The following is a 22,069-nucleotide window of genomic DNA, read 5'->3' as shown; positions in this document are numbered from 1 at the left end:
GTCGGCGCGGGGGCGCGGCCCGGTGCGGTGGTCTCAGACCGCGGCCAGCGGCGCGTCCTCGCGCCACTTGAGGATCTTGTCGAAGCTCACCACGGCGCCGCTGTGCCCCGGCTTGTTGCCGATGTGGACGTGGTCGGCGAGCTGTTGGATGAGGCCGAGGCCCCGGCCGCTCTCCGCGTCCGGGTGGGCGACGCGCACCGGCGGGCGCGCCCGGCCCGCGGGGAACCCCGGGCCCGAGTCGGCCACCTCGATGCGGCACTTCTCGCCGTCCAGGTAGGCCGTCACTCGGTACTCGCCGGAGGTGCGGCCCCGTCCCAGGTCGCCGCCGTGTTCGACGGCGTTCGCACATGCCTCGCTCAGGGCCACGGAGAGGTCGTAGGAGACATCGGGGTCGACGCCCGCGGTCTCCATCGTGCCGATCAGCAGCCGCCGGGCCAGCGGCACGCTCGCGGCCTCGCGCCGCAGATGCAGTGACCACCAGATGCTCATGCTCCAGCCTCCCGGCCGCGGCTCGACATACCGTTACGTATTGCCACGACTACCCGGATGCAATCGCGGGATCACGCGTCGGTCGCCCACCCGGCGGATGCGCGCCCGGGTCCGCCGGTGTATGCCGGGCGGCACAAACCCGACCTTGTGGACCTGCCGCGTGGGGCCTGTGGGCGCAGTGCGATGATGAGGCCGCCATGACTGCCCCCTCTCGGCGCACGACGCGCTCCGGAGCGGACCTCCGGATCCTGCGGGCCGCGGTGTTCACCGCGGTCTGTGTCGTGCTGGCCGCCGCGGGGCACGGGCTCGCCTCCTCCGCCGCCGTTCCGTCGTGGACGCTGGGCGTCGGGTTCCTGGCCGTCTTCGCCGTCGCCCTGCCGCTGGCCGGGCGCGAGCGCTCGCTGCCCGGCATCGCCGCGGTCCTCGCGGTCGGCCAGACCGCGCTGCACACCCTGTTCGGGCTGGGCCAGCACGGCGCCGGCCCGGCCATGGCGCGCATGAGCGGCATGAGCGGGATGACCGGCATGGCGGGGCTGTGGGGCTCCGCGGACTCGGCCGGTACGGCGCACGGCGCGGTGTCCGGCAGCCTGGCGCACGGCACCTCCGCCGCCGACGCCGAACTGGTGGCGCGCGCCGCCCGGCTGCTGTGCGGCGGCAGCACGGCGTCGCTCAGCCCGGCGCGGGCCCACCGCATCCTCACCGAGGCGCGGATCGACACCGGGACGACGGCCCCGGCGCACCACGCGGCCGACGCGCTCCCCACCGGGACCGGGTGTTCCTCGGCCCTGTTCGGCATCCTGCCCTCGCTGCCCATGCTGCTCGGCCACGTCCTCGCGGCCGTCGTCGCCGGCTGGGTGCTGCGCCGGGGCGACCTCGCGCTGCTGCGGCTGATGCGGCTCTCGGCGTACGGATTCGCCGAGGGGACGCCGGGACGTGCGCTGCGCACCGCCCTGGCGTACGTGCGCGCGCTCCTCGTGGGGCTGCCCGGCGCGCCCGGGCGGGGGCCGGCCGTGCCGTGCGGCGATCTGACCGTCCCGGCGCCGCCGGGCACGGCGCTGCTCCAGCACTCGGTGATCCGGCGCGGTCCGCCGGCCGCTGACGTCGTCCTCGCCGCCTGACACGACGCGCGCCCACGCCTCCCGTTCCGAGCCTCCCACGCTACGAGACTCCCGCGTTCCGGGACTCCCGCGTTCCGAGCCTTCTCGGGGACGGACGAACGGGGAGGGGCCGGCCGCCGTCGTGCGGCCCGCGCGCGTGCCCGTCACCGGCGCACGCCCGCCCCCCCTCGTTTCCCGTTCCGGATTCCGCGTCGGTGGGATCCGTCCACAGTGGAGTGCTGCTGTCATGAAGCTCACCAAGGCCACCCCGGCCGCCACGACCACCCCGGCCGCCCGCACGTCGTCGAAGCTGCCCCGGGTCGCCGCCGCGGGTGCCGCCGCCGCGGTGGTCGTCCTCGCCGTGTCGACGCCCGCGTTCGCGCACGTCACCGTGCAGCCCGAGGGCGAGGCCGCCAAGGGCGGATACGCCGTCGTGGACTTCAAGGTCCCCAACGAGCGCGACAACGCCTCGACCACGAAGCTCGAGGTCAGCCTGGACACCGACCACCCGCTCGCCTCGGTCATGCCGCAGCCGGTCGACGGCTGGGACGTCAAGGTCACCACGTCCAAGCTCGACAAGCCGATCACCTCGCACGGCCAGAAGATCAGCGAGGCGGTCTCCAAGGTCACCTGGACCGCCACCGGCAAGGGCATCCGGCCGGGCTACTTCCAGAAGTTCCCGCTCTCCGTCGGTGCCCTCCCGGACAACACCGACCAGCTCGTCTTCAAGGCGCTCCAGACGTACTCCGACAAGGAGGTCGTCCGCTGGATCGAGATCCCGCAGAAGGGGCAGGAGGAGCCCGAGAACCCGGCTCCGACGCTCACCCTGTCCGACGCCTCCGACGAGAGCGGCGGCTCGACCGCGAAGGGCGCCTCGGCCACCTCCGACGCCTCGGCCGCCAAGGACACGGCGGCACCGTCCGCCGACAGCAGTGACACCACCGCACGCGTGCTCGGGATCGTCGGCATCGTCGTCGGCGCCGCGGGCGTCGCGTACGGGGTGCTGGCCGACCGCCGCCGACGCGGCGCCGGGGCCTGACCCCCACGAGCACATCCACCATCGGTGCGGCGCCGGGGTCGTACGACCGTGCCACCCCGGCGCCGCGCCGGAGCCCTCACCCTGGGAACACCTGTCATGCGCACCAAGCACACCGTCACCGCGGCGGCCCTCCTCGCCGCCGCCACCCTCACCCTGACCGCCTGCGGCTCCGGTGACAGCGGGAGCGATCCCGTCGCCGTCGTCTCGCAGGACGCCTCCTCGCAGGGCGCCGTCACCGTCCTCGACCAGCCCTTCGAGAAGCCGGACCTCGTCCTCACCGACACCCACGGCAAGAAGTACGACCTGCGCGCCGAGACCAAGGACCGGCCGACGCTCGTCTACTTCGGCTACACGCACTGCCCGGACGTCTGCCCGCTGACGATGAACAACATCGCGGTGGCCAAGAAGCAGCTGCCCAAAGCGGAGCAGGACAAGCTCCGCGTCGTCTTCGTGACGACCGACCCGAAGCGGGACACCCCGGCCGAGCTGGGCAAGTGGCTCAAGGGCATCGACCCCGACATCGTGGGCCTGACCGGCGACTTCTCCACCATCCAGGCCGGCGCCCGCAGCCTCGGCATCAGCATCGAGCCGACGACGAAGGACAAGAACGGCAAGATCGTCTCCACGCACGGCACCCAGGTCATCGCCTTCTCCCCCAAGACCGACGGCGGCTACCTGCTCTACAGCCAGGACGCGACGGTCGACACCTACACGAAGGACCTTCCGAAGATCATCGACGGACAGAAGCCGTGACCGGCCGGTTCCGTCTCTCCAACGGCTCCCTCATGGCGGTGGCCGGCGCCGCCGCCGTGACGGCGCTGGTACTGACCTCCTGCGGCGGGTCCGACGACTCCGGCGGCTCGGCCTCCGGCAAGCCCGCGCTGAAGGTCAGCGGCGCCTACATGCCCGCGCCCACCACCGGCGACATGGCGGCGGGTTTCTTCACCGTCACCAACTCCGGGGGCGCCGACACGCTCACCTCCGTCTCCAGCGACGCGGCGGCGGACGTCACCATGCACGCCACCAAGGCCGGCGCCATGGTCGAGAAGGACTCCTTCCCGGTCCCCGCGGACGGCTCGCTCGCCTTCACCAGCGGCGGGAACCATCTCATGTTCGAAAAACTCGACCACAGGCCGAAGGAGGGCGAGAAGGTGGCGGTGGACCTCCACTTCGCCAGGTCCGGCACGGTCGAGGTGGAGATTCCGGTGAAGTCGGCGACGTACATCCCGAAGACCGGGCACTGAGGGGAGACCAGCACCGTGACACAGACCACCGCCTCCGGCGCGGGACAAGGGTCGGGGCCAGGGCCGCAGCCGAGGCGCCGGCTCCGGCTGCGACCGCGCTCCGGTCCGCGGCCGACGGCAGGGGCCGGCGCCCGGACGGGGACCCGGGCCGGGGTTCTCCGGGCGCTGCTGCCGCTGTTCGCGCTGCTGCTCGCCGCGGGCGGGCTGCTGCTCGGCGGCGCGGCCCCCGCGTCCGCGCACGCCGCGCTCACCGGCAGCGCCCCCGGTCAGGGGGCGGTGGTCGACAAGGCGCCCACCGAGGTCACGCTCACCTTCTCCGAGAAGGTCTCCCTGTCCTCCGGCGACCTGCGGGTGCTGAATCCGGCCGGCAAGCAGGTCGACACCGGCAAGCCGTCCAACCTCAGCGGCACCACGTACGGCGTCTCGCTGCGCAGCGGGCTGCCGGACGGCACGTACACCGTGACCTACCAGGTGATCTCGGCGGACAGTCATCCCGTCGCGGGCGGGTTCACCTTCTCCATCGGCGCCCCCTCCGCGACCAGCGTCTCCGTCTCGGACCAGACCGTGGGCGGCGGGGTCGTGGGCGCGCTCTACGGGTTCGCGCGGTACGTGTCGTACGCCGGGTACATCGTGCTGGTCGGCGGCGCCGTCTTCGTGCTCGCCTGCTGGCAGCGCGGGGCCGGCGAGCGGACGATGCAGCGGTTCGTGGTCTCGGGGTGGATCGCCCTGACCGCGGCGACGCTGGCGCTGCTGATGCTGCGCGGTTCCTACACCGGCACCGGGAAGATCGCCGACGTCTTCGACCTGTCCCTGGTCGGACAGGTGCTCCAGACCAAGACGGGCGCGGCCCTCGTCTCCCGGCTGCTGCTGCTCGCCGCCGCCGCGCTGTTCGTCGCGGTGCTCTTCGGGGCGTACGCGCGGCAGGACGCCGAGGCCGCCGCGGACACCGCGGATGCCGGGGACGGCCAGGGGACCCGGGGCGCCGAGGCCGCCGGGGATGCCGCCGACGCCGATCTCGCCGCCGAGCGGCGGGACCTCACCTTCGGGCTGGCCGTCGGCGGCGCCGTCATCGCGGCCGGGCTCGCGGCGACCTGGGCCATGGCCGAGCACGCCTCGACGGGCCTCCAGGCGGGCATCGCCATGCCTGTCGATGTGCTCCATCTGCTGGCCGTCGCGACCTGGCTCGGCGGGCTCGCGGCCCTGCTGACCGCGCTGTACCGGGCCCCGTCCATCGAGTCCACGGCCGTGCGGCGGTTCTCCCAGGTCGCGTTCGGCAGCGTGGCCGTCCTGGCCGCGACGGGGCTCTACCAGTCGTGGCGCCAGGTCGGCTCCTGGTCCGCGCTGACCGGCACCACGTACGGGCAGCTGCTCCTGGCGAAGGTCGCCCTGGTGGCCGTCCTCATCGGCATCGCCCGGGTCTCCCGTCGCTGGACGGCCCACCTGGCGGACGTACCGACGGCCACGGTGAAGAAGAAGACGGTGGCGGCGACGGCTTCGGCCTCTTCGGTCTCTTCGGCTTCTTCGGCCGAGGGCGCGTCGGACACCGAGGTGGCGGCCGAGGCGGGCGCCGGTGGGGCGAAGACGTCCAGGACGCCCAAGGCAGCCAAGGCGGCGAAGGCGGCCAAGGGTTCCGCCGGTTCCGGTGATCCCCGGCGTGCCGCCCAGCTGGCCCGGCAGCGTGCCGCGACGGTCGCGGCGCGGGCCAAGCGGGTCCGGGACGCCGACCCTTTCCGCTCCGGGCTGCGCCGCTCCGTCCTCGCCGAGGCGGGGGTCGCCGTGGTGCTCCTCGCCGTCACCACCGTACTGACCACGACCGAGCCGGGGCGCACGGAGGAGGAGGCCCAGGCGGCGAAGGCGGCTTCGTCGTCCTCGTCGTCCTCCTCGTCGTCCGACACCCAGACCTCCGAGTCGCTCTCGCTGGAGCTCCCCTTCGACACCGGCGGCGAGGACGGCAAGGGCACCGCCCGGGTGACCCTCGACCCCGCCCGCGTGGGCGGCAACGTCATGCACGTCTATGTCACCCGGCCCAACGGCAAGACGTTCGACGTCCCCGAGGTGAAGGTCTCCTTCACCCTGGCCGCGAAGGACATCGGTCCGCTGCCGGTGGCCCCGGACCGCGTCGCCACCGGGCACTGGTCGGCGAGCGGTGTACAGATCCCCATGGCGGGCGACTGGAAGATCTCCGTGACCGTGCGGACCTCCGACATCGACCAGGTGACCGTCGACAAGAACGCGAAGATCGGCTGAGCACCACCATGACCGACCAGCAGACCGGCCCCGACACGACCGCTGCCGCCTCCCCTGCCCCCGCCACGGATTCCCGTTCCGCCTCCGGCCCCGCCCTCTCCCGCCGTCGGCTGCTCGGCACCGCCGGGGCGACCGGACTGGTGCTCGGCGGGGCCGGGGCCGCCGCCGGATACGCCGCGGCCCCCGCCGCCGCCACGCCCCTGACCTCGCTCGGCGCCGACCGCGCGATGTTTCACGTGAAACACCAGTCGGGGATCACCACCCCGCTCCAGGCCCGCGGCCATCTCCTCGCCTTCGACCTCGCGGCGGGCGCCGGCCGCAAGGAGGCCGCCGCACTGCTGCGCCGCTGGTCGGACACGGCCCAACGGCTCATGGCGGGCGAGCCGGCCGCGCACGACGACACCGATGTGGCACGGGACGCCGGCCCTTCGTCCCTGACCGTCACCTTCGGCTTCGGCCACAGCTTCTTCGCCCGTACGGGGCTGGAGAAGCAGCGCCCGGTCGCCCTGGACCCGCTGCCCGACTTCTCCTCCGACCACCTCGACAAGAACCGCAGCAACGGCGACCTGTGGGTGCAGATCGGTGCCAATGACGCGCTCGTCGCCTTCCACGCCCTGCGGGCGCTTCAGAAGGAGGCCGGCTCCACCGCGCGCGTCCGCTGGCAGATGAACGGCTTCAACCGCACCCCCGGCGCCACCTCCCACCCCACGACGGCACGCAACCTCATGGGGCAGGTCGACGGCACACGCAATCCGAAGCCGTCCGACGACGACTTCGACAAGCGGATCTTCGTGCCCGCCTCCGGCGAGCCCGCCTGGATGGCGAACGGCTCGTATGCCGTCGTCCGCCGGATCCGGATGCTGCTCGACGACTGGGAGAAGCTCTCCACCCACGCCCAGGAGCACGTCATCGGCCGCCGCAAGGCCGACGGGGCGCCGCTGACCGGCGGCGGTGAGACCACCGCGATGGACCTGGAGAAGACGGACGCCGACGGCAACCTCGTCGTCCCCCTCAACGCGCACGCCCGGATCACGCGGCCCGACCAGAACGGGGGCGCGGCCATGCTGCGCCGCCCGTTCTCCTTCCACGACGGCTTCGACGCCGACGGCGTGCCCGACGCCGGGCTGCTGTTCATCGCCTGGCAGGCCGATCCGCTGCGCGGCTTCGTCCCCGTGCAGCGCAAGCTCGACCGGGGGGACGCGCTGTCGCAGTACATCCGCCACGAGGCCAGCGGCCTGTTCGCCGTGCCGGGCGGCGCGGCGAAGGGGGAGTACGTGGGGCAGCGGCTCCTGGAGGCGTAGGCCCGGCTTCCCCCCGGCCCCCGCGCCCTCCGTGGGCGGCACATGAGCCTTCGCGGGCGGACTAGGGTGAGCCCATGTCAGCCAGCTATGCCTATCTCGGTCCCGAGGGCACCTTCACCGAGGTCGCCCTGCGTACGCTGCCGGAGTCGGCGACCCGGGAACTCGTGCCCATGGTCTCGGTCCCGGCCGCGCTCGACGCCGTCCGCAGCGGCGAAACCGAGGCGGCCTTCGTCCCGATCGAGAACTCGGTGGAGGGCGGCATCACGACCACCCTCGACGAGCTGGTCGCGGGCGAGCCGCTGATGATCTACCGCGAGGTGCTGCTGTCGATCACCTTCGCCCTGCTGGTCCGGCCCGGTACCGCGCTGTCCGACATCAAGACGGTCACCGCGCACCCCGCCGCCCAGCCGCAGGTGCGCAACTGGATGAAGACCCACCTCCCGGAGGGTGTCGTCTGGGAGTCCTCGGCGTCGAACGCGGACGGGGCGCGCCTGGTCCAGGAGGGGCGGTACGACGCGGCCTTCGCGGGCGAGTTCGCGGCGGCGCGCTACGGCCTGGAGGCGCTGGAGACCGACATCCACGACGCGGAGAACGCGCAGACCCGGTTCGTGCTGGTGGGCCGCCCGGCCCGGCCGGCGGCGCCGACCGGCGCGGACAAGACGTCGGTGGTGGTCTGGCAGCGCGACGACCACCCCGGCACGCTGCGGGATCTGCTGGGGGAGTTCGCCGTCCGGGGCGTCAACCTGATGCTGCTGCAATCCCGGCCCACCGGCGAGGGCATCGGCAACTACTGCTTCGCGATCGACGCCGAGGGGCACATCTCCGACCGGCGGGTGGCCGAGACGCTGATGGGTCTGCGGCGGTCGTGTCTGAAGGTCCGCTATCTGGGGTCGTACCCGAAGGCGGAGGCGCGGACGCAGGACATCCGGCCGCTCCCGCCGGGGACGTCGGACGCGGAGTTCGTGGCGGCCGCGGACTGGGTGGCGCGCTGCCAGGACGGCCGGTTCTGACCGCACGGTCCGGTGCTACCTGCGGATTTTCACCATCCACAGAAGTTATCCACAGGCGGCCGCCGCAGCCTGGGGACAAGTCGACAGCGAACCGATTCCGAGTCGACAAATCACTGTAGTGATCTTCGATACGTCCATTCGGCCGCCACGTCCCGTTCGTCCACTCGTTTCTCACGATCAACACTTCGGAGCGACCCGGGACGACCGACCGTGACCCTTTTCCACTCGAAAGGGCGGCTCGGGCGAGTTTGGGAAGGGAATTCTTTCCTTCGGCCCGCTCTCGCGGAATGATCACGTTCTATATCCACAGATCTCCCGCACAGCCTGTGGATAACTCCGCCCGCCGTGTGGATGCCTGTGGACAACCGAAACCCAAATCCCCGTCCCCACAAGGGAGTCGGGTCAACGCCCCGCCCGCCGACTGCCCCTTTCCAGGGAATCGGAGTCGTGAGGCGCAACCCGGCACCGGTAGCCTTGCAGGGTGATTGACCTTCGCCAGCTCCGTGAGGACCCCGACCGTGTTCGCGCCTCCCAGCGCGCCCGTGGTGAGGACGTCGGCCTTGTCGACGCTCTTCTCTCCGCCGACGAACGGCGCAGGTCGTCGGGCGTCCGCTTCGACGAGCTCCGGTCCGAGCAGAAGTCGCTCGGCAAGCTGATCCCCAAGGCCTCCCCCGACGAGAAGGCCGAGCTGCTGAAGAAGGCCGAGCAGCTGAAGGCCGACGTCAGGGCGGCCGACGCCGAGCAGCACGAGGCCGACGAGGAGACCCGCCGCCTGCTGCTCCAGCTCGGCAACGTGGTCCACCCCGACGTGCCCGTGGGCGGCGAGGAGGACTTCGTCGTCCTGGAGACGCACGGCACGATCCGCGACTTCGGCGCGGAGGGCTTCGAGCCCAAGGACCACCTGGAACTCGGCCAGGCGCTCGGCGCGATCGACGTGGAGCGCGCCGCGAAGGTCTCCGGCTCGCGCTTCTACTACCTGACGGGCGTCGGCGCCCTGCTGGAGCTCGCCCTGGTCAACGCGGCGATCGCGCAGGCCACCGAGGCCGGCTTCACCCCGATGCTGACGCCCGCGCTGGTCCGCCCGCAGGCCATGGAGGGCACCGGCTTCCTCGGCCAGGCCGCCGAGAACGTGTACCACCTGGAGAAGGACGACTTCTACCTGGTCGGCACCTCCGAGGTACCCCTCGCGGCGTACCACATGGACGAGATCATCGACGCCGAGAAGCTGCCGCTGCGCTACGCCGGCTTCTCCCCCTGCTTCCGCCGTGAGGCCGGCACGTACGGCAAGGACACCCGGGGCATCTTCCGCGTCCACCAGTTCGACAAGGTCGAGATGTTCACCTTCGTCGACCCCGCCGAGGCCGAGAACGAGCACCGTCGGCTGCTGGACTGGGAGAAGCAGTGGCTGACCTCCCTGGAGCTGCCCTTCCAGGTGATCGACGTGGCCACCGGCGACCTGGGCTCCTCCGCCTCCCGCAAGTTCGACTGTGAGGCGTGGATCCCCACCCAGGGCAAGTACCGCGAGCTGACCTCCGCCTCCAACTGCGACGGCTTCCAGGCGCGCCGGCTCTCGGTGCGCATGCGGGACGGCAAGAAGGTGCAGCCGCTGGCGACGCTGAACGGCACGCTGTGCGCCGTGCCGCGCACCATCGTGGCCCTGCTGGAGAACCACCAGCTGGCCGACGGTTCGGTGCGCGTGCCCGAGGTGCTGCGGCCCTACCTGGGCGGACGCGAGGTCCTGGAGCCGGTGGCCAAGTGACGACGCCCGGCTCCGCTCCCGGGCAGACGTTCCCGTACCGGCTGATCGCGACCGACCTCGACGGCACGCTGCTGCGCTCCGACGACACCGTCTCCGAGCGCACCCGGGACGCGCTCGCCGCCGCGACGGCGGCGGGCGCGGCGCACCTCATCGTCACCGGCCGCGCGGTCCCGTGGACCCGGCACATACTCGACGAGCTCGGCTACGACGGCCTCGCCGTCTGCGGCCAGGGCGCCCAGGTGTACGACGCCGGGGCGCACCGGCTGCTCACCTCGGTGACCCTCGACCGCCAGCTGGCCGGGGTGGCGCTCGCCAAGATCGAGGCGGAGGTCGGCCCGCTGCACCTGGCGGCGAGCCGGGACGGCCTCGAGGGCGAGGTGCTGACCGGGCCGGGCTACGCGCTCCAGGGCCGGCTGCCCGCCGTGCCGTTCACGGACGCCGGCGATCTGTGGGCGGCTCCGCTGAACAAGATCTACATCCAGCACCCGACGCTGTCCGACGACGAGCTCGCCGAGGCCGCCACGCGTGCCGCCGGCGGGTTCGTCACCGTCACCATGGCGGGCGCGGGCATCGTCGAACTGCTCCCCCTCGGTCTGACCAAGGCCACGGGGCTCTCGCTGGCGGCCCGCCGGCTCGGGGTGAAGGCGGCGGAGACGATCGCCTTCGGCGACATGCCGAACGACCTCCCCATGTTCGCCTGGTCGGCCCGGGGCGTGGCCATGGCGGGCGCCCATGCCGAACTCAAGGCCGTCGCCGACGAGGTGACCGCGTCGAACGACGAGGACGGCATCGCACTCGTCGTGGAACGCCTGCTGGCGAACCCGTGACCGGGTCCGCCCGTCCGCATCGCCGAGGCGATGCGGACGGGCGGGATCAGTCCTCCGGGTGGGCGGCCCGCGCGGGAACGCCCGCGCGCTCGAAGCGGCCGCCCCGGGCGGTCCGGCGCGGGGACTCGACGGAGTAGTGGCTGCTCCGGAGCCTCCCGCGTGCCGCCCTCACGGAAGCGCGACGTCCCTGACAGGTCGTCGCCGCGCTCCGTTCCCGGACCGGGGCGCCGGTTTCACCGGCGTCGTACCTCACTGTGCCGGGCCCCGGTGGCGTACGCCACCGAATAAATCGACCCGAACCACCCCCGCCGACCGCCACTCTCCGGCGGAGGACAGTGGGTCGGGCCGAGGAACCTTCCTCGGCCGGGACCCCCGTCCGGTGCGGCTAGCGACGCGGCCACTTCCGGCGGCGCCGGCTGAAGAACCAGCCGGCCGGCGGCTCGTCCGAGCGCCAGGGCTGCGGGTCGGGCGCCTGGCCGCGCCACTTGGCGGCCAGCATCCGCGCCCGCGCGGACGGCTCCTTGGCGTCGGCCGACCGTACGAACTCCTCGTCGAGGACCAGTTTGTCCCAGGGGTCCCCGGGCTCCCCGGCCCCTCCGCCCCGCGGTGCGTGCGCTGTCATCGCCGTCCCTTCTCCCGCGTGCCCTCCCGCCGCCATGGTGCCCGCGGCGGGGTGAAGCCTCCGTCAAGAGGCGCGTCGGTCCCGGTGGCGGCCCTACTCCTCCCCGGCCAGCGTCAGGGTGCGCAGCTTCTGCCCCGCGTACCAAGTGGCCGCCACCGTCACCACGACCAGCAGCACCGTCGCCGTGGTGAGCCCCACCTCGGAGGTGACCAGATCGCTGTCGGTGACCTTCTGGGCGACGGCCAGCGCCCACTGCTGGACGCTCAGGGTGCGCGCGCCGGACACCAGGGAGCCGAACAGGGCCTCCCAGATCAGCGCGTAGACCAGTCCGAAGATCACCGCGTGCCGGCTGACCGTGCCCAGGAGCAGGAACATCGCGGCGTACGCGATGGAGGCGACGAGCGCGGCCACGGTGTAGGCGACGGCGACCTGCTGCCCGTTGCCGTTGAGGATGAGTCCCGCGATCAGCGTCGGCAGCGCGGAGAACGCCATCGTGACGGCGATCGCCACGAACAGCTTGGTGAGGATGATCGTCGGCCGCTTGACCGGCTTGGCGAGCAGGTACACCACCGAGCCGTCATCGATCTCGGGGCCGATCGCGCCGGTGCCCGCGATGACGCCGATGATCGGCACCATGGTGGCGAGCGCGAAGCCGCCGAGCAGGTCGGAGGCGGTCTGGTCGTCGGCGCCGGCCAGTGCGCGCACCAGGACCGAGATGACGATCAGGAGGGCGGGCAGGGCGCCCAGGATGAGGGCCCGGCGGCGGCCGAGCAGGGCCCGGTAGGTGAGCCGGGCGACTGTGGGGTCGTACATCTTCGGCCTCCTACGCCGCGACAAGATACGAGAAGACGGACTCGAGGGATTCGTCGGACGGCGAGACCGTGAGCAGCCGGATGCCGTGGTCCTTGGCGACCCGCGGCAGCAGGGTGGTGAAGCGCGTGAAGTCGACGGCCTGGATGCGCAGCGCGCCCTCGGCGTGGTCGACCTCGATGCCGGACGTCGACGGGTCGGCGATCAGCGCGGCGGCGAGCGCCCGGTCGTCGCTGGAGCGCACCAGGTAGCGGTGCGGCCGGTCGGTCATCAGCCGGCGGATCCTGCGGAAGTCGCCGCTGGCGGCGTGCCGTCCGGCGACGATGACCTCGATGTGCCAGGCGAGCTGCTCGACCTCCTCCAGGATGTGCGAGGAGAACAGCACCGTGCGGCCCTCGTCGCCCATGCGGCGCAGCAGTTCCATCAGCTGCATGCGCTGACGCGGGTCCATGCCGTTGAACGGCTCGTCGAGCAGCAGCAGGGACGGTTCGTGGACCAGCGCGGAGGCCATCTTCACGCGCTGGCGCATGCCCTTGGAGTACGTGGAGATCTTGCGGTCCTGGGCGTGCTCCATCTCGACGGTGGCCAGCGCCCGCTGGGCCTCCTTCGCGCCCAGTCCGTGCAGTTCGGCGTTGGCGACGACGAACTCCCGGCCGGTGAGGAAGTCGTACATCCCCTCCCGCTCGGGGACGATGCCGATGTGCCGGTAGATCCGCTCGTTGCGCCAGACCTGCTCGCCGTCGAGGGTGACCGAGCCGGTGGAGGGGGCGAGGAAGCCGCCCATCATGCCGATGAGGGTGGACTTCCCGGCGCCGTTGGGGCCGAGCAGTCCGGTGACGCCGGGGCCGATCGTCATGGTGACGTCGTTGACGGCCACCACGTTGCCGAACCAGCGCGAGACGTGGTCGATGTTCAGCGTGGTCACAGTGCGGCCTTTCGGTAACGGCGGATCAGCAGGCCGTAGCTGCCGGCGATGAGCCCCAGGGTGACGAGGAGGAAGGCGACTCCCTGCGCGGCCGAGGGCCCCTGGGCGCCGGGGAAGGAGCTGCTCGCCCCGAGGAAGGCGGTCTGCACCCCGTCGATCAGCGTGACGGGTGAGAACAGCCCGAACCAGAGGCCGACCGAGTCGCTGTCCTGCACCTCGGCGATGGCCTGCAATGTGGAGACGGCGCCGTAGCTGATGACGAGGACGGCGATGACGGCGGCGATGCCGAAGCCCCGGCGCGGGGTCACGGCGGCTATCACCAGGCCGATGCCGGCGAAGAGCAGGGAGAGCAGTGCCACGGAGACCAGCCCCTGGGCGAATCCCTTCGTCTGGTCGGTGAAGTCCAGCTTGGCCAGCAGCGCGCCCACGTAGAGGACGAGCAGGGGCACGGCGGTCAGTACGAACAGCGCCGAGGCCATCGCGGCGTACTTGGCGCGCACGTAGTCGGCGGTCTCCAGGGGCCGTGAGAAGTACAGCGGCACCGTCTTGAAGCGCAGGTCGCGGGAGACGGACTGGGGCGCCTGGGCGGCGACGAACAGGCTGATGACGGCCTGCATGATGATCGCGTAGCGCGTGTAGTCGACGGGCAGTTCCTTCATCTTGGTGGCGACCGCGACCGCCACCATGATCAGCGCGGGAACGCACATCACGATGAAGAGCAGCATCGGCAGCACCTTGGACTTCGCCGACCGGCCGAGGCCGTAGGCGCCGCGCAGGGACTGCGAGAACAGGGAGCGGCGGATGTAGGCGCGGCCCAGACGGGGCCCGTCGTAGCCGCGGTAGCCGATGTTGTGGATCCGGCTCTCTTCGCCGTGCGGGGCGAGGGGATGCTCAACCGCCATGGCCGACCGCCTCCTTCCACTGGTCGCCGGCCGGCCGGTCGGCGCCGGCCGCGTGTTCGTCGTCCTTGAAGACCTCCGCGATCTGGTGCCGCCGCTGTTCCATGCGGACCAGGCCGAGGCCGAGGTCGGCGACGACGTCACGCACCAGGTCGTAGGTCTCCTCGCCGGCCGCGGTCAGCAGCAGCACATGTCCGGCGCCGGGCAGCGCGCTGCCGTCGTGCACGCTCACGCCGCGCTCGTCCAGCGCCTCGCGCAGGGCGCGGGTGCCGTCCGGGTGGGTGTCGCTGTCGGTGACCTCGACGGCCAGGGTCGTGGTGGTGCGGGTGAAGTCGGTGGTGGAGCTGGAGCGCAGCAGCGTGCCGCCGTCGACGACGACCACGTGGTCGCAGGTGCGCTCGAGTTCGCCGAGCAGGTGCGAGGTGACCAGGACCGAGATGCCGAAGTCCGTGTAGACGCGGCGGATCAGGCCGAGCATCTCGTCCCGGCCGACCGGGTCGAGGCCGTTGGTCGGCTCGTCCAGGAAGACCAGCTTGGGGTCGTGGACGAGGGCCTGCGCGAGCTTCACCCGCTGCTTCATGCCGGTCGAGTAGCCGCCTATCGGGCGGTAGCGCTCCTCGTACAGGCCGACGTGGCGCAGGGTGTCCGCGGTGCGCTCCCTGGCGGCGGTCGGCGGCAGCCCCGACATGCGCGCCATGTGCACGACGAGCTCGGTGGCCGAGACGTCGGGCGGCAGGCAGTCGTGCTCGGGCATGTACCCGACCTGCTCACGGATGGCGGCGCCCCGGGTGGCGACATCGAGCCCCAGTACCTCGGCGCGGCCCTCCGTGGCGGGGGAGAGACCCAGCAGGATCTTGATCAGGGTGGACTTGCCGGCCCCGTTGGCGCCGACCAGTCCCGTCACACCGGGTCCGATGTCCACGGAGAGCCGGTCAAGCGCGGTCACCCGGGGGTACCGCTTGCTCAGGCTTTCGGTCGCGATCACAGTCACGTCTTCGACCCTAGTGACGCACGCCACGGCGGTCGTCACCCTCCAGAGCTGTCTGTGGGTCAGCCTTGAGTATTACGGGACCCTAGGGGGACGCTACTCGGGGGTAGGGACGCTCGGGGCCGAGGGGTCCAGGGCTCCGGTCGACGAGGAGGCACGCATGGCGGTGGCGGGTGCGCGGGAGCGCCGGGTGCGCAGCGGCGGGGTCGAGCTGTGCGTCGCCGAACTGGGGGACCCGGACCGGCCGACGGTGGTCCTGGTGCACGGCTACCCGGACAGCAAGGAGGTGTGGTCCAAGGTGGCCGCCCGCCTCGCCGGCCACCACCGCTTCCACGTCGTGCTGTACGACGTCCGCGGCCACGGCGGGTCCACCGCCCCGCGCCCGCTGCGCGGCGGCTTCACCCTGGAGAGGCTGACGGACGACTTCCTCGCGGTCGCGGACGCGGTCAGCCCCGGCCGGCCGGTCCATCTGGTGGGCCACGACTGGGGTTCCGTGCAGGGCTGGGAGTTCGTGACCGTCCGGCGCACCGCCGGCCGGATCGCCTCCTTCACCTCGATCTCCGGGCCCTCGCTCGACCACTTCGGGCACTGGATCAAGGGGCGGCTGCGGCGGCCCACCCCGCGCCGGGCCGGCCAGCTCCTCGGCCAGGGCGCCAAGTCCTGGTACGTCTACCTGCTGCACACCCCCGCACTGCCCGAGCTCGCCTGGCGCGGCCCGCTCGGCCGTGCCTGGCCCGGCATCCTGCGGCGCGCGGAGCGGGTCCCCGCCGACGGCTACCCGACCGCCTCGCTGCCCCGGGACGCCGCCCACGGTGCCTGGCTGTACCGGGACAACGTGCGCCCCCGGCTGCGCCGTCCGCGCCCCGACGCATACGCGCACGCCCCCGTGCAGCTCGTGACGCCGCTGGGGGACGCGTTCCTGTCCGAGCGGCTCTACGACGACCTGGAGCAGTGGGTGCCGCGGCTGGTCCGCCGTGCCCTGCCGGCCCGGCACTGGGTGCCGCGCACCCGCCCCGGCCAGGTCGCCGACTGGATCGCCGAGTTCGCCACCGCGACCGGGGCGGGCCGCCCCGTCCCGCAGGGCCGCGGCCCGTACGCCGCGCGCTTCGGCGGCCGGCTGGTGCTGGTCACCGGGGCCGCCGCGGGCATCGGCCGGGCCACCGCGCTGGCCTTCGCCGAGGCAGGCGCCCGCGTCGTCGCCGTCGACCGGAACGCGGAGGGCGCCGCCCGCACCGCCGAGCTGGCCCGGCGCGCCGGGGCGCCCGAGGCCCGGGCCGAGGTGGTGGACGTCGGGGACGAGCAGGCGATGGAGCAGCTCGCCGCGCGCGTCGCCGCCACGGACGGCGTGGTGGACGTGCTGGTCAACAACGCCGGCATCGGTTTCGCCGGCTCCTTCCTGGACACCACGGCGGAGGACTGGCGGACCGTCCTCGACGTCAATCTGTGGGGTGTCCTGCACGGCTGCCGACTCTTCGGACGGCAGATGGCGGAGCGGGGCGAGGGCGGTCACCTCGTCAACGTGGCCTCGGCCGCCGCGTATCTGCCCTCGCGGGCGCTGCCCGCCTACGGCACGTCGAAGGCGGCGGTGCTGATGCTCAGCGAGTCCCTGCGGGCCGAGCTGGCCGGCCGGGGCATCGGGGTGTCCGCCGTCTGCCCCGGGTTCGTGCACACGGACATCACCGCCACCGCGCGGTTCGCCGGGGTCGACGCCCCGGAGGAGCGGCGGCGCCGTGAGCGCGCCCGGCGGCTGTACGGGCTGCGGGGATACCCGCCGGAGAAGGTCGCCGCCGCGGTGCTGCGCGCGGTGGCGGAGAACCGGGCCGTCGTCCCGGTCACCCCGGAGGCGCGCGCCGGCCGGCTGCTGTCCCGCGTGGCTCCCGGACTGCTGCGGGCGCTGGCCCGCGTGGAGCCGCGGCTGTGACCCACGGCCCCACGTCCCTGCCGGGCTGTGACCCACGGCCCAACGTCCCTGCCGGGCTGTGACCCACGGCCCAACGCCCCAGCCGGGCTGTGACCCATGCCCTGCCGCTCCCGCCCGGCTGTGAACTTCCGGCGGGAAGCGCGGAGTTGTCCACAGAAACGCGCGATCCGCTGTGGATAACCGTCTCTCGTTGTGGATCAAACCTGCCCGGGAAAACAAAGTGCGTGATCCACGTCTCACACGGCACGCTGGACGGATGAACGCACAGGACCCCGCCGCACGCACGGTCAAGGTGTCGAAGTACCTGTCGAAACACCTCCGGCACCGGCCGGAGAGGATCGGGCTGACGCTCGACGAGGGCGGCTGGGTGGAGATCGCGACGCTCCTCTCGGCGTGCGCCGCACACGGTTTCCGGGTCACCCGCGAGGAGCTGGACCACGTCGTCGCGACCAACGACAAACAGCGGTTCGCCGTCGAGGGCACCCGGATACGCGCCAGTCAGGGCCACAGCGTCCCGGTCGACCTGGGACTGCCGCCCGCCGTCCCGCCCGAGCACCTGTACCACGGCACCGTCGCCCGCCATCTGGACGCCATCCGCGCCGAGGGCCTGCGGCCCATGAACCGGCACGACGTGCATCTCTCGCCCGACCGCGAGACCGCCACCCGGGTCGGGGCGCGCCGCGGCCGGCCCGTCGTCCTCACCGTGGACTCCGGTGCCATGCACCGCGACGGCCACGTCTTCCGCGTCAGCGCCAACGGGGTGTGGCTGACCGAGTCCGTGCCGCCGCGCCATCTGCGCCTGCCCTGACCCCGGTGACCCGGTCCGGCCGCGGGAACCGTCGCGCGCGGGCGCGGAGTTGTTTCAGCGCAGCTGCGCGAGCGCCTCCGTGGCGATCTTCTCGAAGACGGCCCGGTCCGCGGCGAAGTCCGAGTCGGGGATGGGCCAGTGGAGCACGATCTCGGTGATGCCCAGCTCCCGGTGGCGCCCGGCGAAGTCCACGAAGGCGTCGAGGCTCTCCAGCGGACGGCCGCGGTCCGGCGTGAACCCGGTGAGCAGGAGCTTGTCGAGCTCCGCCACGTCCCGGCCGAGCTCCGCGCAGGCCGTGCCGAGCCTGCTGATCTGACCCCGGATCGCCGCCACCGACTGCTGCGGGGTGCCCTCCTCGAACAGCTTCGGGTCACCGGTCGTCACCCACCCCTGTCCGTACCGCGCGGCCAGCGCCAGGCCGCGCGGTCCCGTCGCCGCCACCGCGAACGGCAGCCGGGGCCGTTGCACGCAGCCGGGGAGGTTGCGGGCCTCGACGGCGGAGTAGTGGGTGCCGTGGTGGGTGACGGCGTCGTCGGTGAGCAGCCGGTCGAGCAGCGGGACGAACTCCCCGAACCGGTCCGCCCGCTCCCTCGGCGTCCACGCCCGCTGCCCCAGCGCGGTCGCGTCGAAGCCGTTGCCGCCGGCCCCGATGCCCAGGGTGACGCGGCCGCCCGAGATGTCGTCCAGCGACATGAGTTCCTTGGCGAGCGTGACGGGGTGCCGGAAGTTGGGCGAGGTCACCAGCGTGCCCAGCCGGAGGCGCGAGGTGGCCGTCGCGGCGGCGGTGAGCGTGGGCAGGGCGCCGAACCAGGGGCCGTCGCGGAAGGTGCGCCAGGTCAGGTGGTCGTAGGTGTAGGCGGCGTGGAAACCGAGCTCCTCGGCCCGCCGCCAGGTGGCACCGCCCCCTTCGTGCCAGCGGTCGACGGGGAGGATCACGGTGCTCAGACGCAGGCTCATGCCCCGACCCTACGTGTCACCCCCGGTCGCCCCCGGCCGCCCCGGTGCGGGCCGATGCGGGCCGGTGCGGGCCGGCCGGCTCAGGCCGGCATTCCGCGTTCGGCGAGGCCGCTCTCGTAGGCGATGATCACCAGCTGGGCGCGGTCCCGGGCACCGAGCTTGGCCAGCAGGCTGCTCACATGCGACTTCACGGTCGGCAGGCTGATCACCAGACGCGCGGCGATCTCCGCGTTCGACAGCCCGTTCGCGATCAGGACGAGCACCTCCCGCTCCCGCCCGGTGAGGCCCACCAGCCGCGGCGCGGGCCGGCGCGCGTCCTCGGAAGGGCGGGCGTAGTTCTCGACGAGGCGGCGGGTGACCGCGGGCGCCAGCACGCTCTCGCCCGCGGCGACGACGCGCACACCGGCGACGAGGTCCGCGGGCGAGGCGTCCTTCAGCATGAAGCCGCTCGCTCCGGCCCGCAGGGCGGGGTAGACGTACTCGTCCATGTCGAACATGGTGAGCGCGAGCACCCGGACGCCGGCCAGGCGCGCGTCGGAGCAGATCTCCCGGGTGGCCGCGATGCCGTCCAGGACGGGCATGCGCAGATCCATCAGGACGACGTCCGGGAGGAGTTCCCGGGCGAGTGCGACCGCCTGCGCGCCGTCGCCCGCCTCGGCGACCGTCACCATGCCGGGGGTGGAGTCGATCAGCACCCGGAAGCTGCCGCGCAGAAGTGCCTGATCGTCCGCGATCAGTACCCGGATCGCCTCGGCCATCCCGCATCCCCCGCCCACCGCTCGTCGGGCCCTCAGGAGGGGCCAGTCTATCGACGGGCGGCCTCCCGGTCCCCGGACCCGGGGAGCACGGCCCCCCGCGGTACGGCCCGACGGAGCTCCGCCCCCCGGTCGATCACCACCCGGCCCACCCCGCCGTCCGCGCCCGTGAGCCTCGTACCGTACGGCTCACCGAGACGGGCGAAGTCGGTGAGGATCTCCTCGGCCTCGGCCCCGGCGGCCAGCCGAGGACGGCCCCGGCGGTGCGGCGGGCGACCGAAGCCCAGGTCCACCGGGTGCAGGGCGACGCCGTCGAGCCGGCCGTCCTCGAACGTGAGGACGGGCACCAGCGACCGCCAGTACCGGCGGTGCGGGGCGAAGAAGCGGTGCCCGTGGCCGCTGAGCGCGTCGAAGTACCGTCCCGGAGTGAACGGGTGCCCAGCGGGCGCGGGCACCTGGGCGTAGTCCTCGGCGCCGACCCGCTCGGCCAGTTCGATCTGGCTGACGATGTTCCCCAGGCTGTGGAAGACCGGCCGCCCCCGGTACATCTCCAGTCCCCTGAGGTGGTGCGGGCCGTGCCCGACCACCACGTCGGCGCCCTCGTCGATCACCCGGTGGGCGAACGCGCGCAGGAACTCGCCCGGCTGCTCGGGCGTGGGGCCCGGCTCGTGCGAGTGGACGCTGACGACGACGAGGTCGGCGCGGTGCCGGGCCTCGCCCACCCACCGGCAGATCCCGTCGAGGTCGTCCGGGTCGCACTCGGTCGTCAGGCCCGGCTCGTCCGCCACCCGGAAGCGGCCGCCGAACAGGGTGAGCCGCCCGGGTCCGGGCACCGCCGGGTCCATGCCGAGCAGCGTGCGCGCCTCGGCCCGGCGGTCGCGCAGCCCCGTCCCGCCGTCGATCTCCCGCAACACCTCCAGCTGGGCGGGGGTCACGGACAGCGTCGCGCCGTGCCGCAGCGGGCTCAGCCCCGGCCGTCCCGGCAGCTCCGGCGACGGCTCGGCCGCCTGCTGTCCGGGCAGGAACGTCGCACTGCACGAGAGCAGGGCGAGGCTTCCGCCGGGCCGGTCGACGTAGACGGGCCGCCGCGCGGCGGTCAGGTCGGCGCCGATCCCGGCGTACGGCAGGCCCTTCGCGCGCAGCAGCTCCATGGTGCCGAGCAGCCCCTCCACGCCCAGGTCGAGCGCGTGGTTGTTGGCGCAGCCGAGCACCGTGAAACCGGCGTCCGCCACCTCGTCGAGCACCCGGGGCTCCCCGATCAGACAGCCGCCGCCCGCCGCGTTGTGCACCGGGTGGCCGCGCCCGTGGCCGGGCACGACCTCCAGGTTGGTGAAGGCGAAGTCCGCGGCGCGCAGCAGGTCCCGGAGCGCCTCGGCGGCGGGGTCATCGGTGATCACCGCGCCCCGGGTGGCCATGAAGTCGCCGGAGAGCGCGAGCGTCAGCCGCGTCATCGTGCCGCCTCCGCGATCGCCCGGTCGAGCGTGCCGGACGGGTCGGAGCCGGTGACGTCGACGCGTTCGCCGTCGACCATGACCGTCGGCGTCAATGACACCTTGTGCGCGGCGGCCGTGTCCGACACGTACGCCACCCAGGGGCCGTACGTGTCCGCGCGCAGGCAGGACGCGAAGGAGTCGGCGGCGGCGCCGGTGAGCCCCGCCTCCCGGCCGAGCGCCGTCAGCCGGGCCCGGCTCAGTCCCGGACCGCGCTCGGGCGGCTGCTTGTCGAACAGCAGCGCGGTGTACTGCGCGAACCGGCCCTCCTGGGCGGCGCAGGCGGCGGCGGAGGCCGCGCGGGTCGAGTAGCCGCCGGGGCTGCTGTAGTCGTCCAGGAAGGTGACGGGGTGGTAGACGAGGCCGATCTCGTGGTTCTCGGTCAGCTTCCCCAGGTCCGTGGTCAGCCGGCGTTCGAGGGTGCGGCACTCGGGGCAGAGGTAGTCGACGTAGAGGTCGACCCGTACCGGCCCGGTGGAGACCGCCAGGCCCGCCTTGTCCTCCGTGACCCCGGCGGGCACGTCGTCCGGCGCCTTCTCGGGCGGCGAGTTGCTCGCCCGGACGAGTCCGGCACCGACCACCGCCGCGCCCACGACGACCACCGCGGCCACCAGGGAGACCAGCAGCGTGCGGCGCCGGCGGGTGCGCCGGTGCACCATCGCGCGCACCTGGGCGTCCCGCGACGGGGAGGCGGACGGGAAGCCGCCCACCGGCCGCTCGTCCACCGACCGCTCGTCCAGCGGCCGACCGTCCGCCGCCTGTCCGTTTACCGCCTGTCCGTCCGCCGGCTCGCTGTCCGCCGGCCTGTCCGTCGGTTCGCTGTCCGTCGGTTCGCTGTCCGCCGACCTGCTGTCCGTCGGCTTGCTGTCCGCTGACCGCAC

21 protein-coding genes are annotated in these 22,069 nt (G+C 73.1%); 11 read left to right on the top strand and 10 right to left on the bottom strand.

Annotated features, from left to right (window positions below; translation table 11 throughout):
* Positions 1-33: 33 nt before the first annotated feature.
* Positions 34-489: an ATP-binding protein gene (locus IO29_RS04775; protein WP_030377014.1), complete on the bottom strand. Its 456-nt coding sequence runs from the start codon at positions 487-489 to the stop codon at positions 34-36.
* A 197-nt stretch (positions 490-686) separates the two neighbouring features.
* Here IO29_RS04775 and IO29_RS04770 point away from each other — a divergent pair, with 197 nt between their 5' ends.
* The 9 genes from IO29_RS04770 (at position 687) to IO29_RS04730 (ending at position 11,013) form a co-directional block, all read left to right on the top strand.
* Positions 687-1,607 carry a TrbL/VirB6 family protein gene (locus IO29_RS04770; protein ID WP_030377013.1) on the top strand — a complete coding sequence of 307 codons (921 nt, stop codon included), beginning with the start codon at positions 687-689 and terminating at the stop codon, positions 1,605-1,607.
* Positions 1,608-1,833: 226 nt separating this feature from the next.
* Complete coding sequence (locus IO29_RS04765) at positions 1,834-2,625, top strand: YcnI family copper-binding membrane protein (RefSeq protein WP_078618011.1); 792 nt, start codon at positions 1,834-1,836, stop codon at positions 2,623-2,625.
* Between the two features lie 96 nt (positions 2,626-2,721).
* A complete protein-coding gene (locus IO29_RS04760) occupies positions 2,722-3,378 on the top strand; it encodes an SCO family protein (RefSeq protein WP_030377011.1) in 657 nt (218 codons plus the stop codon).
* Positions 3,379-3,410: 32 nt separating this feature from the next.
* On the top strand, positions 3,411-3,869 hold the full coding sequence (locus IO29_RS04755; protein WP_030377010.1) for a copper chaperone PCu(A)C: 459 nt from the start codon (positions 3,411-3,413) through the stop codon (positions 3,867-3,869).
* Between the two features lie 165 nt (positions 3,870-4,034).
* Positions 4,035-6,116: a copper resistance CopC/CopD family protein gene (locus tag IO29_RS04750; RefSeq protein WP_030377009.1), complete on the top strand. Its 2,082-nt coding sequence runs from the start codon at positions 4,035-4,037 to the stop codon at positions 6,114-6,116.
* Positions 6,117-6,124: 8 nt separating this feature from the next.
* Complete coding sequence (gene efeB, locus IO29_RS04745) at positions 6,125-7,417, top strand: iron uptake transporter deferrochelatase/peroxidase subunit (protein ID WP_030377008.1); 1,293 nt, start codon at positions 6,125-6,127, stop codon at positions 7,415-7,417.
* 74 nt (positions 7,418-7,491) lie between these two features.
* Complete coding sequence (gene pheA, locus IO29_RS04740) at positions 7,492-8,427, top strand: prephenate dehydratase (protein WP_030377007.1); 936 nt, start codon at positions 7,492-7,494, stop codon at positions 8,425-8,427.
* Between the two features lie 481 nt (positions 8,428-8,908).
* A complete protein-coding gene (serS, locus tag IO29_RS04735; protein WP_030377006.1) occupies positions 8,909-10,186 on the top strand; it encodes a serine--tRNA ligase in 1,278 nt (425 codons plus the stop codon).
* Positions 10,183-11,013 carry an HAD family hydrolase gene (locus tag IO29_RS04730; protein ID WP_030377005.1) on the top strand — a complete coding sequence of 277 codons (831 nt, stop codon included), beginning with the start codon at positions 10,183-10,185 and terminating at the stop codon, positions 11,011-11,013. Before serS ends, IO29_RS04730 begins: the two co-directional genes overlap by 4 nt.
* Before the next feature lie 385 nt (positions 11,014-11,398).
* On the opposite strand, the gene IO29_RS04725 is transcribed toward IO29_RS04730, so the two are convergent.
* From IO29_RS04725 to IO29_RS04705, 5 genes are all read right to left on the bottom strand, one after another.
* A complete protein-coding gene (locus tag IO29_RS04725; RefSeq protein ID WP_030377004.1) occupies positions 11,399-11,635 on the bottom strand; it encodes an SGM_3592 family protein in 237 nt (78 codons plus the stop codon).
* A gap of 93 nt (positions 11,636-11,728) precedes the next feature.
* Complete coding sequence (locus IO29_RS04720; RefSeq protein WP_030377003.1) at positions 11,729-12,448, bottom strand: ABC transporter permease; 720 nt, start codon at positions 12,446-12,448, stop codon at positions 11,729-11,731.
* A gap of 10 nt (positions 12,449-12,458) precedes the next feature.
* Positions 12,459-13,370: an ABC transporter ATP-binding protein gene (locus IO29_RS04715; RefSeq protein WP_030377002.1), complete on the bottom strand. Its 912-nt coding sequence runs from the start codon at positions 13,368-13,370 to the stop codon at positions 12,459-12,461.
* Entirely contained in the window at positions 13,367-14,272 is a 906-nt protein-coding gene (locus IO29_RS04710) for an ABC transporter permease (protein ID WP_030377001.1), read from the bottom strand. Before IO29_RS04710 ends, IO29_RS04715 begins: the two co-directional genes overlap by 4 nt.
* Positions 14,262-15,287 (bottom strand): ABC transporter ATP-binding protein, encoded by a 1,026-nt coding sequence (locus IO29_RS04705; protein ID WP_078618028.1) that lies wholly within the window; start codon positions 15,285-15,287, stop codon positions 14,262-14,264. The genes IO29_RS04710 and IO29_RS04705 overlap by 11 nt, the downstream gene beginning before the upstream one ends.
* A 130-nt stretch (positions 15,288-15,417) precedes the next feature.
* On the opposite strand from IO29_RS04705, the gene IO29_RS04700 reads away from it, so the two are divergent.
* Together IO29_RS04700 and IO29_RS04695 are read left to right on the top strand one after the other, a co-directional pair.
* The gene (locus IO29_RS04700; protein ID WP_030376999.1) at positions 15,418-17,178 is read left to right on the top strand and encodes an SDR family oxidoreductase; all 1,761 of its coding nucleotides are present in this window, start codon (positions 15,418-15,420) and stop codon (positions 17,176-17,178) included.
* Positions 17,179-17,434: 256 nt separating this feature from the next.
* A complete protein-coding gene (locus tag IO29_RS04695) occupies positions 17,435-17,986 on the top strand; it encodes an RNA 2'-phosphotransferase (RefSeq protein ID WP_030376998.1) in 552 nt (183 codons plus the stop codon).
* 54 nt (positions 17,987-18,040) lie between these two features.
* On the opposite strand, the gene IO29_RS04690 is transcribed toward IO29_RS04695, so the two are convergent.
* The 4 genes from IO29_RS04690 to IO29_RS04675 form a co-directional block, all read right to left on the bottom strand.
* On the bottom strand, positions 18,041-18,943 hold the full coding sequence (locus tag IO29_RS04690) for an LLM class flavin-dependent oxidoreductase (protein WP_030376997.1): 903 nt from the start codon (positions 18,941-18,943) through the stop codon (positions 18,041-18,043).
* An 80-nt stretch (positions 18,944-19,023) separates the two neighbouring features.
* A complete protein-coding gene (locus IO29_RS04685; RefSeq protein WP_030376996.1) occupies positions 19,024-19,701 on the bottom strand; it encodes a response regulator in 678 nt (225 codons plus the stop codon).
* Between the two features lie 47 nt (positions 19,702-19,748).
* Positions 19,749-21,149 (bottom strand): lasso peptide C-terminal Trp epimerase, encoded by a 1,401-nt coding sequence (gene mslH, locus IO29_RS04680; RefSeq protein WP_051707390.1) that lies wholly within the window; start codon positions 21,147-21,149, stop codon positions 19,749-19,751.
* On the bottom strand, positions 21,146-22,069 hold the full coding sequence (locus tag IO29_RS04675; protein ID WP_051707389.1) for a DsbA family protein: 924 nt from the start codon (positions 22,067-22,069) through the stop codon (positions 21,146-21,148). Before IO29_RS04675 ends, mslH begins: the two co-directional genes overlap by 4 nt.

The sequence above is a fragment of the Streptomyces sp. NRRL F-6676 genome, from assembly GCF_000725625.1.
Taxonomy (GTDB): Bacteria; Actinomycetota; Actinomycetes; order Streptomycetales; family Streptomycetaceae; genus Streptomyces.
This window is presented reverse-complemented; position numbering and strand designations above follow the sequence as displayed.

Bases quoted from the DNA above. Each gene is read 5' to 3' on its own strand.
- IO29_RS04700 (WP_030376999.1), top strand. From the start codon at position 15,418: ATGGCGGTGGCGGGTGCGCGGGAGCGCCGGGTGCGCAGCGGCGGGGTC.
- IO29_RS04720 (WP_030377003.1), bottom strand. From the start codon at position 12,448: ATGTACGACCCCACAGTCGCCCGGCTCACCTACCGGGCCCTGCTCGGC.
- IO29_RS04765 (WP_078618011.1), top strand. From the start codon at position 1,834: ATGAAGCTCACCAAGGCCACCCCGGCCGCCACGACCACCCCGGCCGCC.
- IO29_RS04770 (WP_030377013.1), top strand. From the start codon at position 687: ATGACTGCCCCCTCTCGGCGCACGACGCGCTCCGGAGCGGACCTCCGG.
- IO29_RS04690 (WP_030376997.1), bottom strand. From the start codon at position 18,943: ATGAGCCTGCGTCTGAGCACCGTGATCCTCCCCGTCGACCGCTGGCAC.
- IO29_RS04725 (WP_030377004.1), bottom strand. From the start codon at position 11,635: ATGACAGCGCACGCACCGCGGGGCGGAGGGGCCGGGGAGCCCGGGGAC.
- pheA (WP_030377007.1), top strand. From the start codon at position 7,492: ATGTCAGCCAGCTATGCCTATCTCGGTCCCGAGGGCACCTTCACCGAG.
- IO29_RS04760 (WP_030377011.1), top strand. From the start codon at position 2,722: ATGCGCACCAAGCACACCGTCACCGCGGCGGCCCTCCTCGCCGCCGCC.
- IO29_RS04775 (WP_030377014.1), bottom strand. From the start codon at position 489: ATGAGCATCTGGTGGTCACTGCATCTGCGGCGCGAGGCCGCGAGCGTG.
- mslH (WP_051707390.1), bottom strand. From the start codon at position 21,149: ATGACGCGGCTGACGCTCGCGCTCTCCGGCGACTTCATGGCCACCCGG.
- IO29_RS04695 (WP_030376998.1), top strand. From the start codon at position 17,435: ATGAACGCACAGGACCCCGCCGCACGCACGGTCAAGGTGTCGAAGTAC.
- IO29_RS04755 (WP_030377010.1), top strand. From the start codon at position 3,411: ATGGCGGTGGCCGGCGCCGCCGCCGTGACGGCGCTGGTACTGACCTCC.
- efeB (WP_030377008.1), top strand. From the start codon at position 6,125: ATGACCGACCAGCAGACCGGCCCCGACACGACCGCTGCCGCCTCCCCT.
- IO29_RS04710 (WP_030377001.1), bottom strand. From the start codon at position 14,272: ATGGCGGTTGAGCATCCCCTCGCCCCGCACGGCGAAGAGAGCCGGATC.
- IO29_RS04685 (WP_030376996.1), bottom strand. From the start codon at position 19,701: ATGGCCGAGGCGATCCGGGTACTGATCGCGGACGATCAGGCACTTCTG.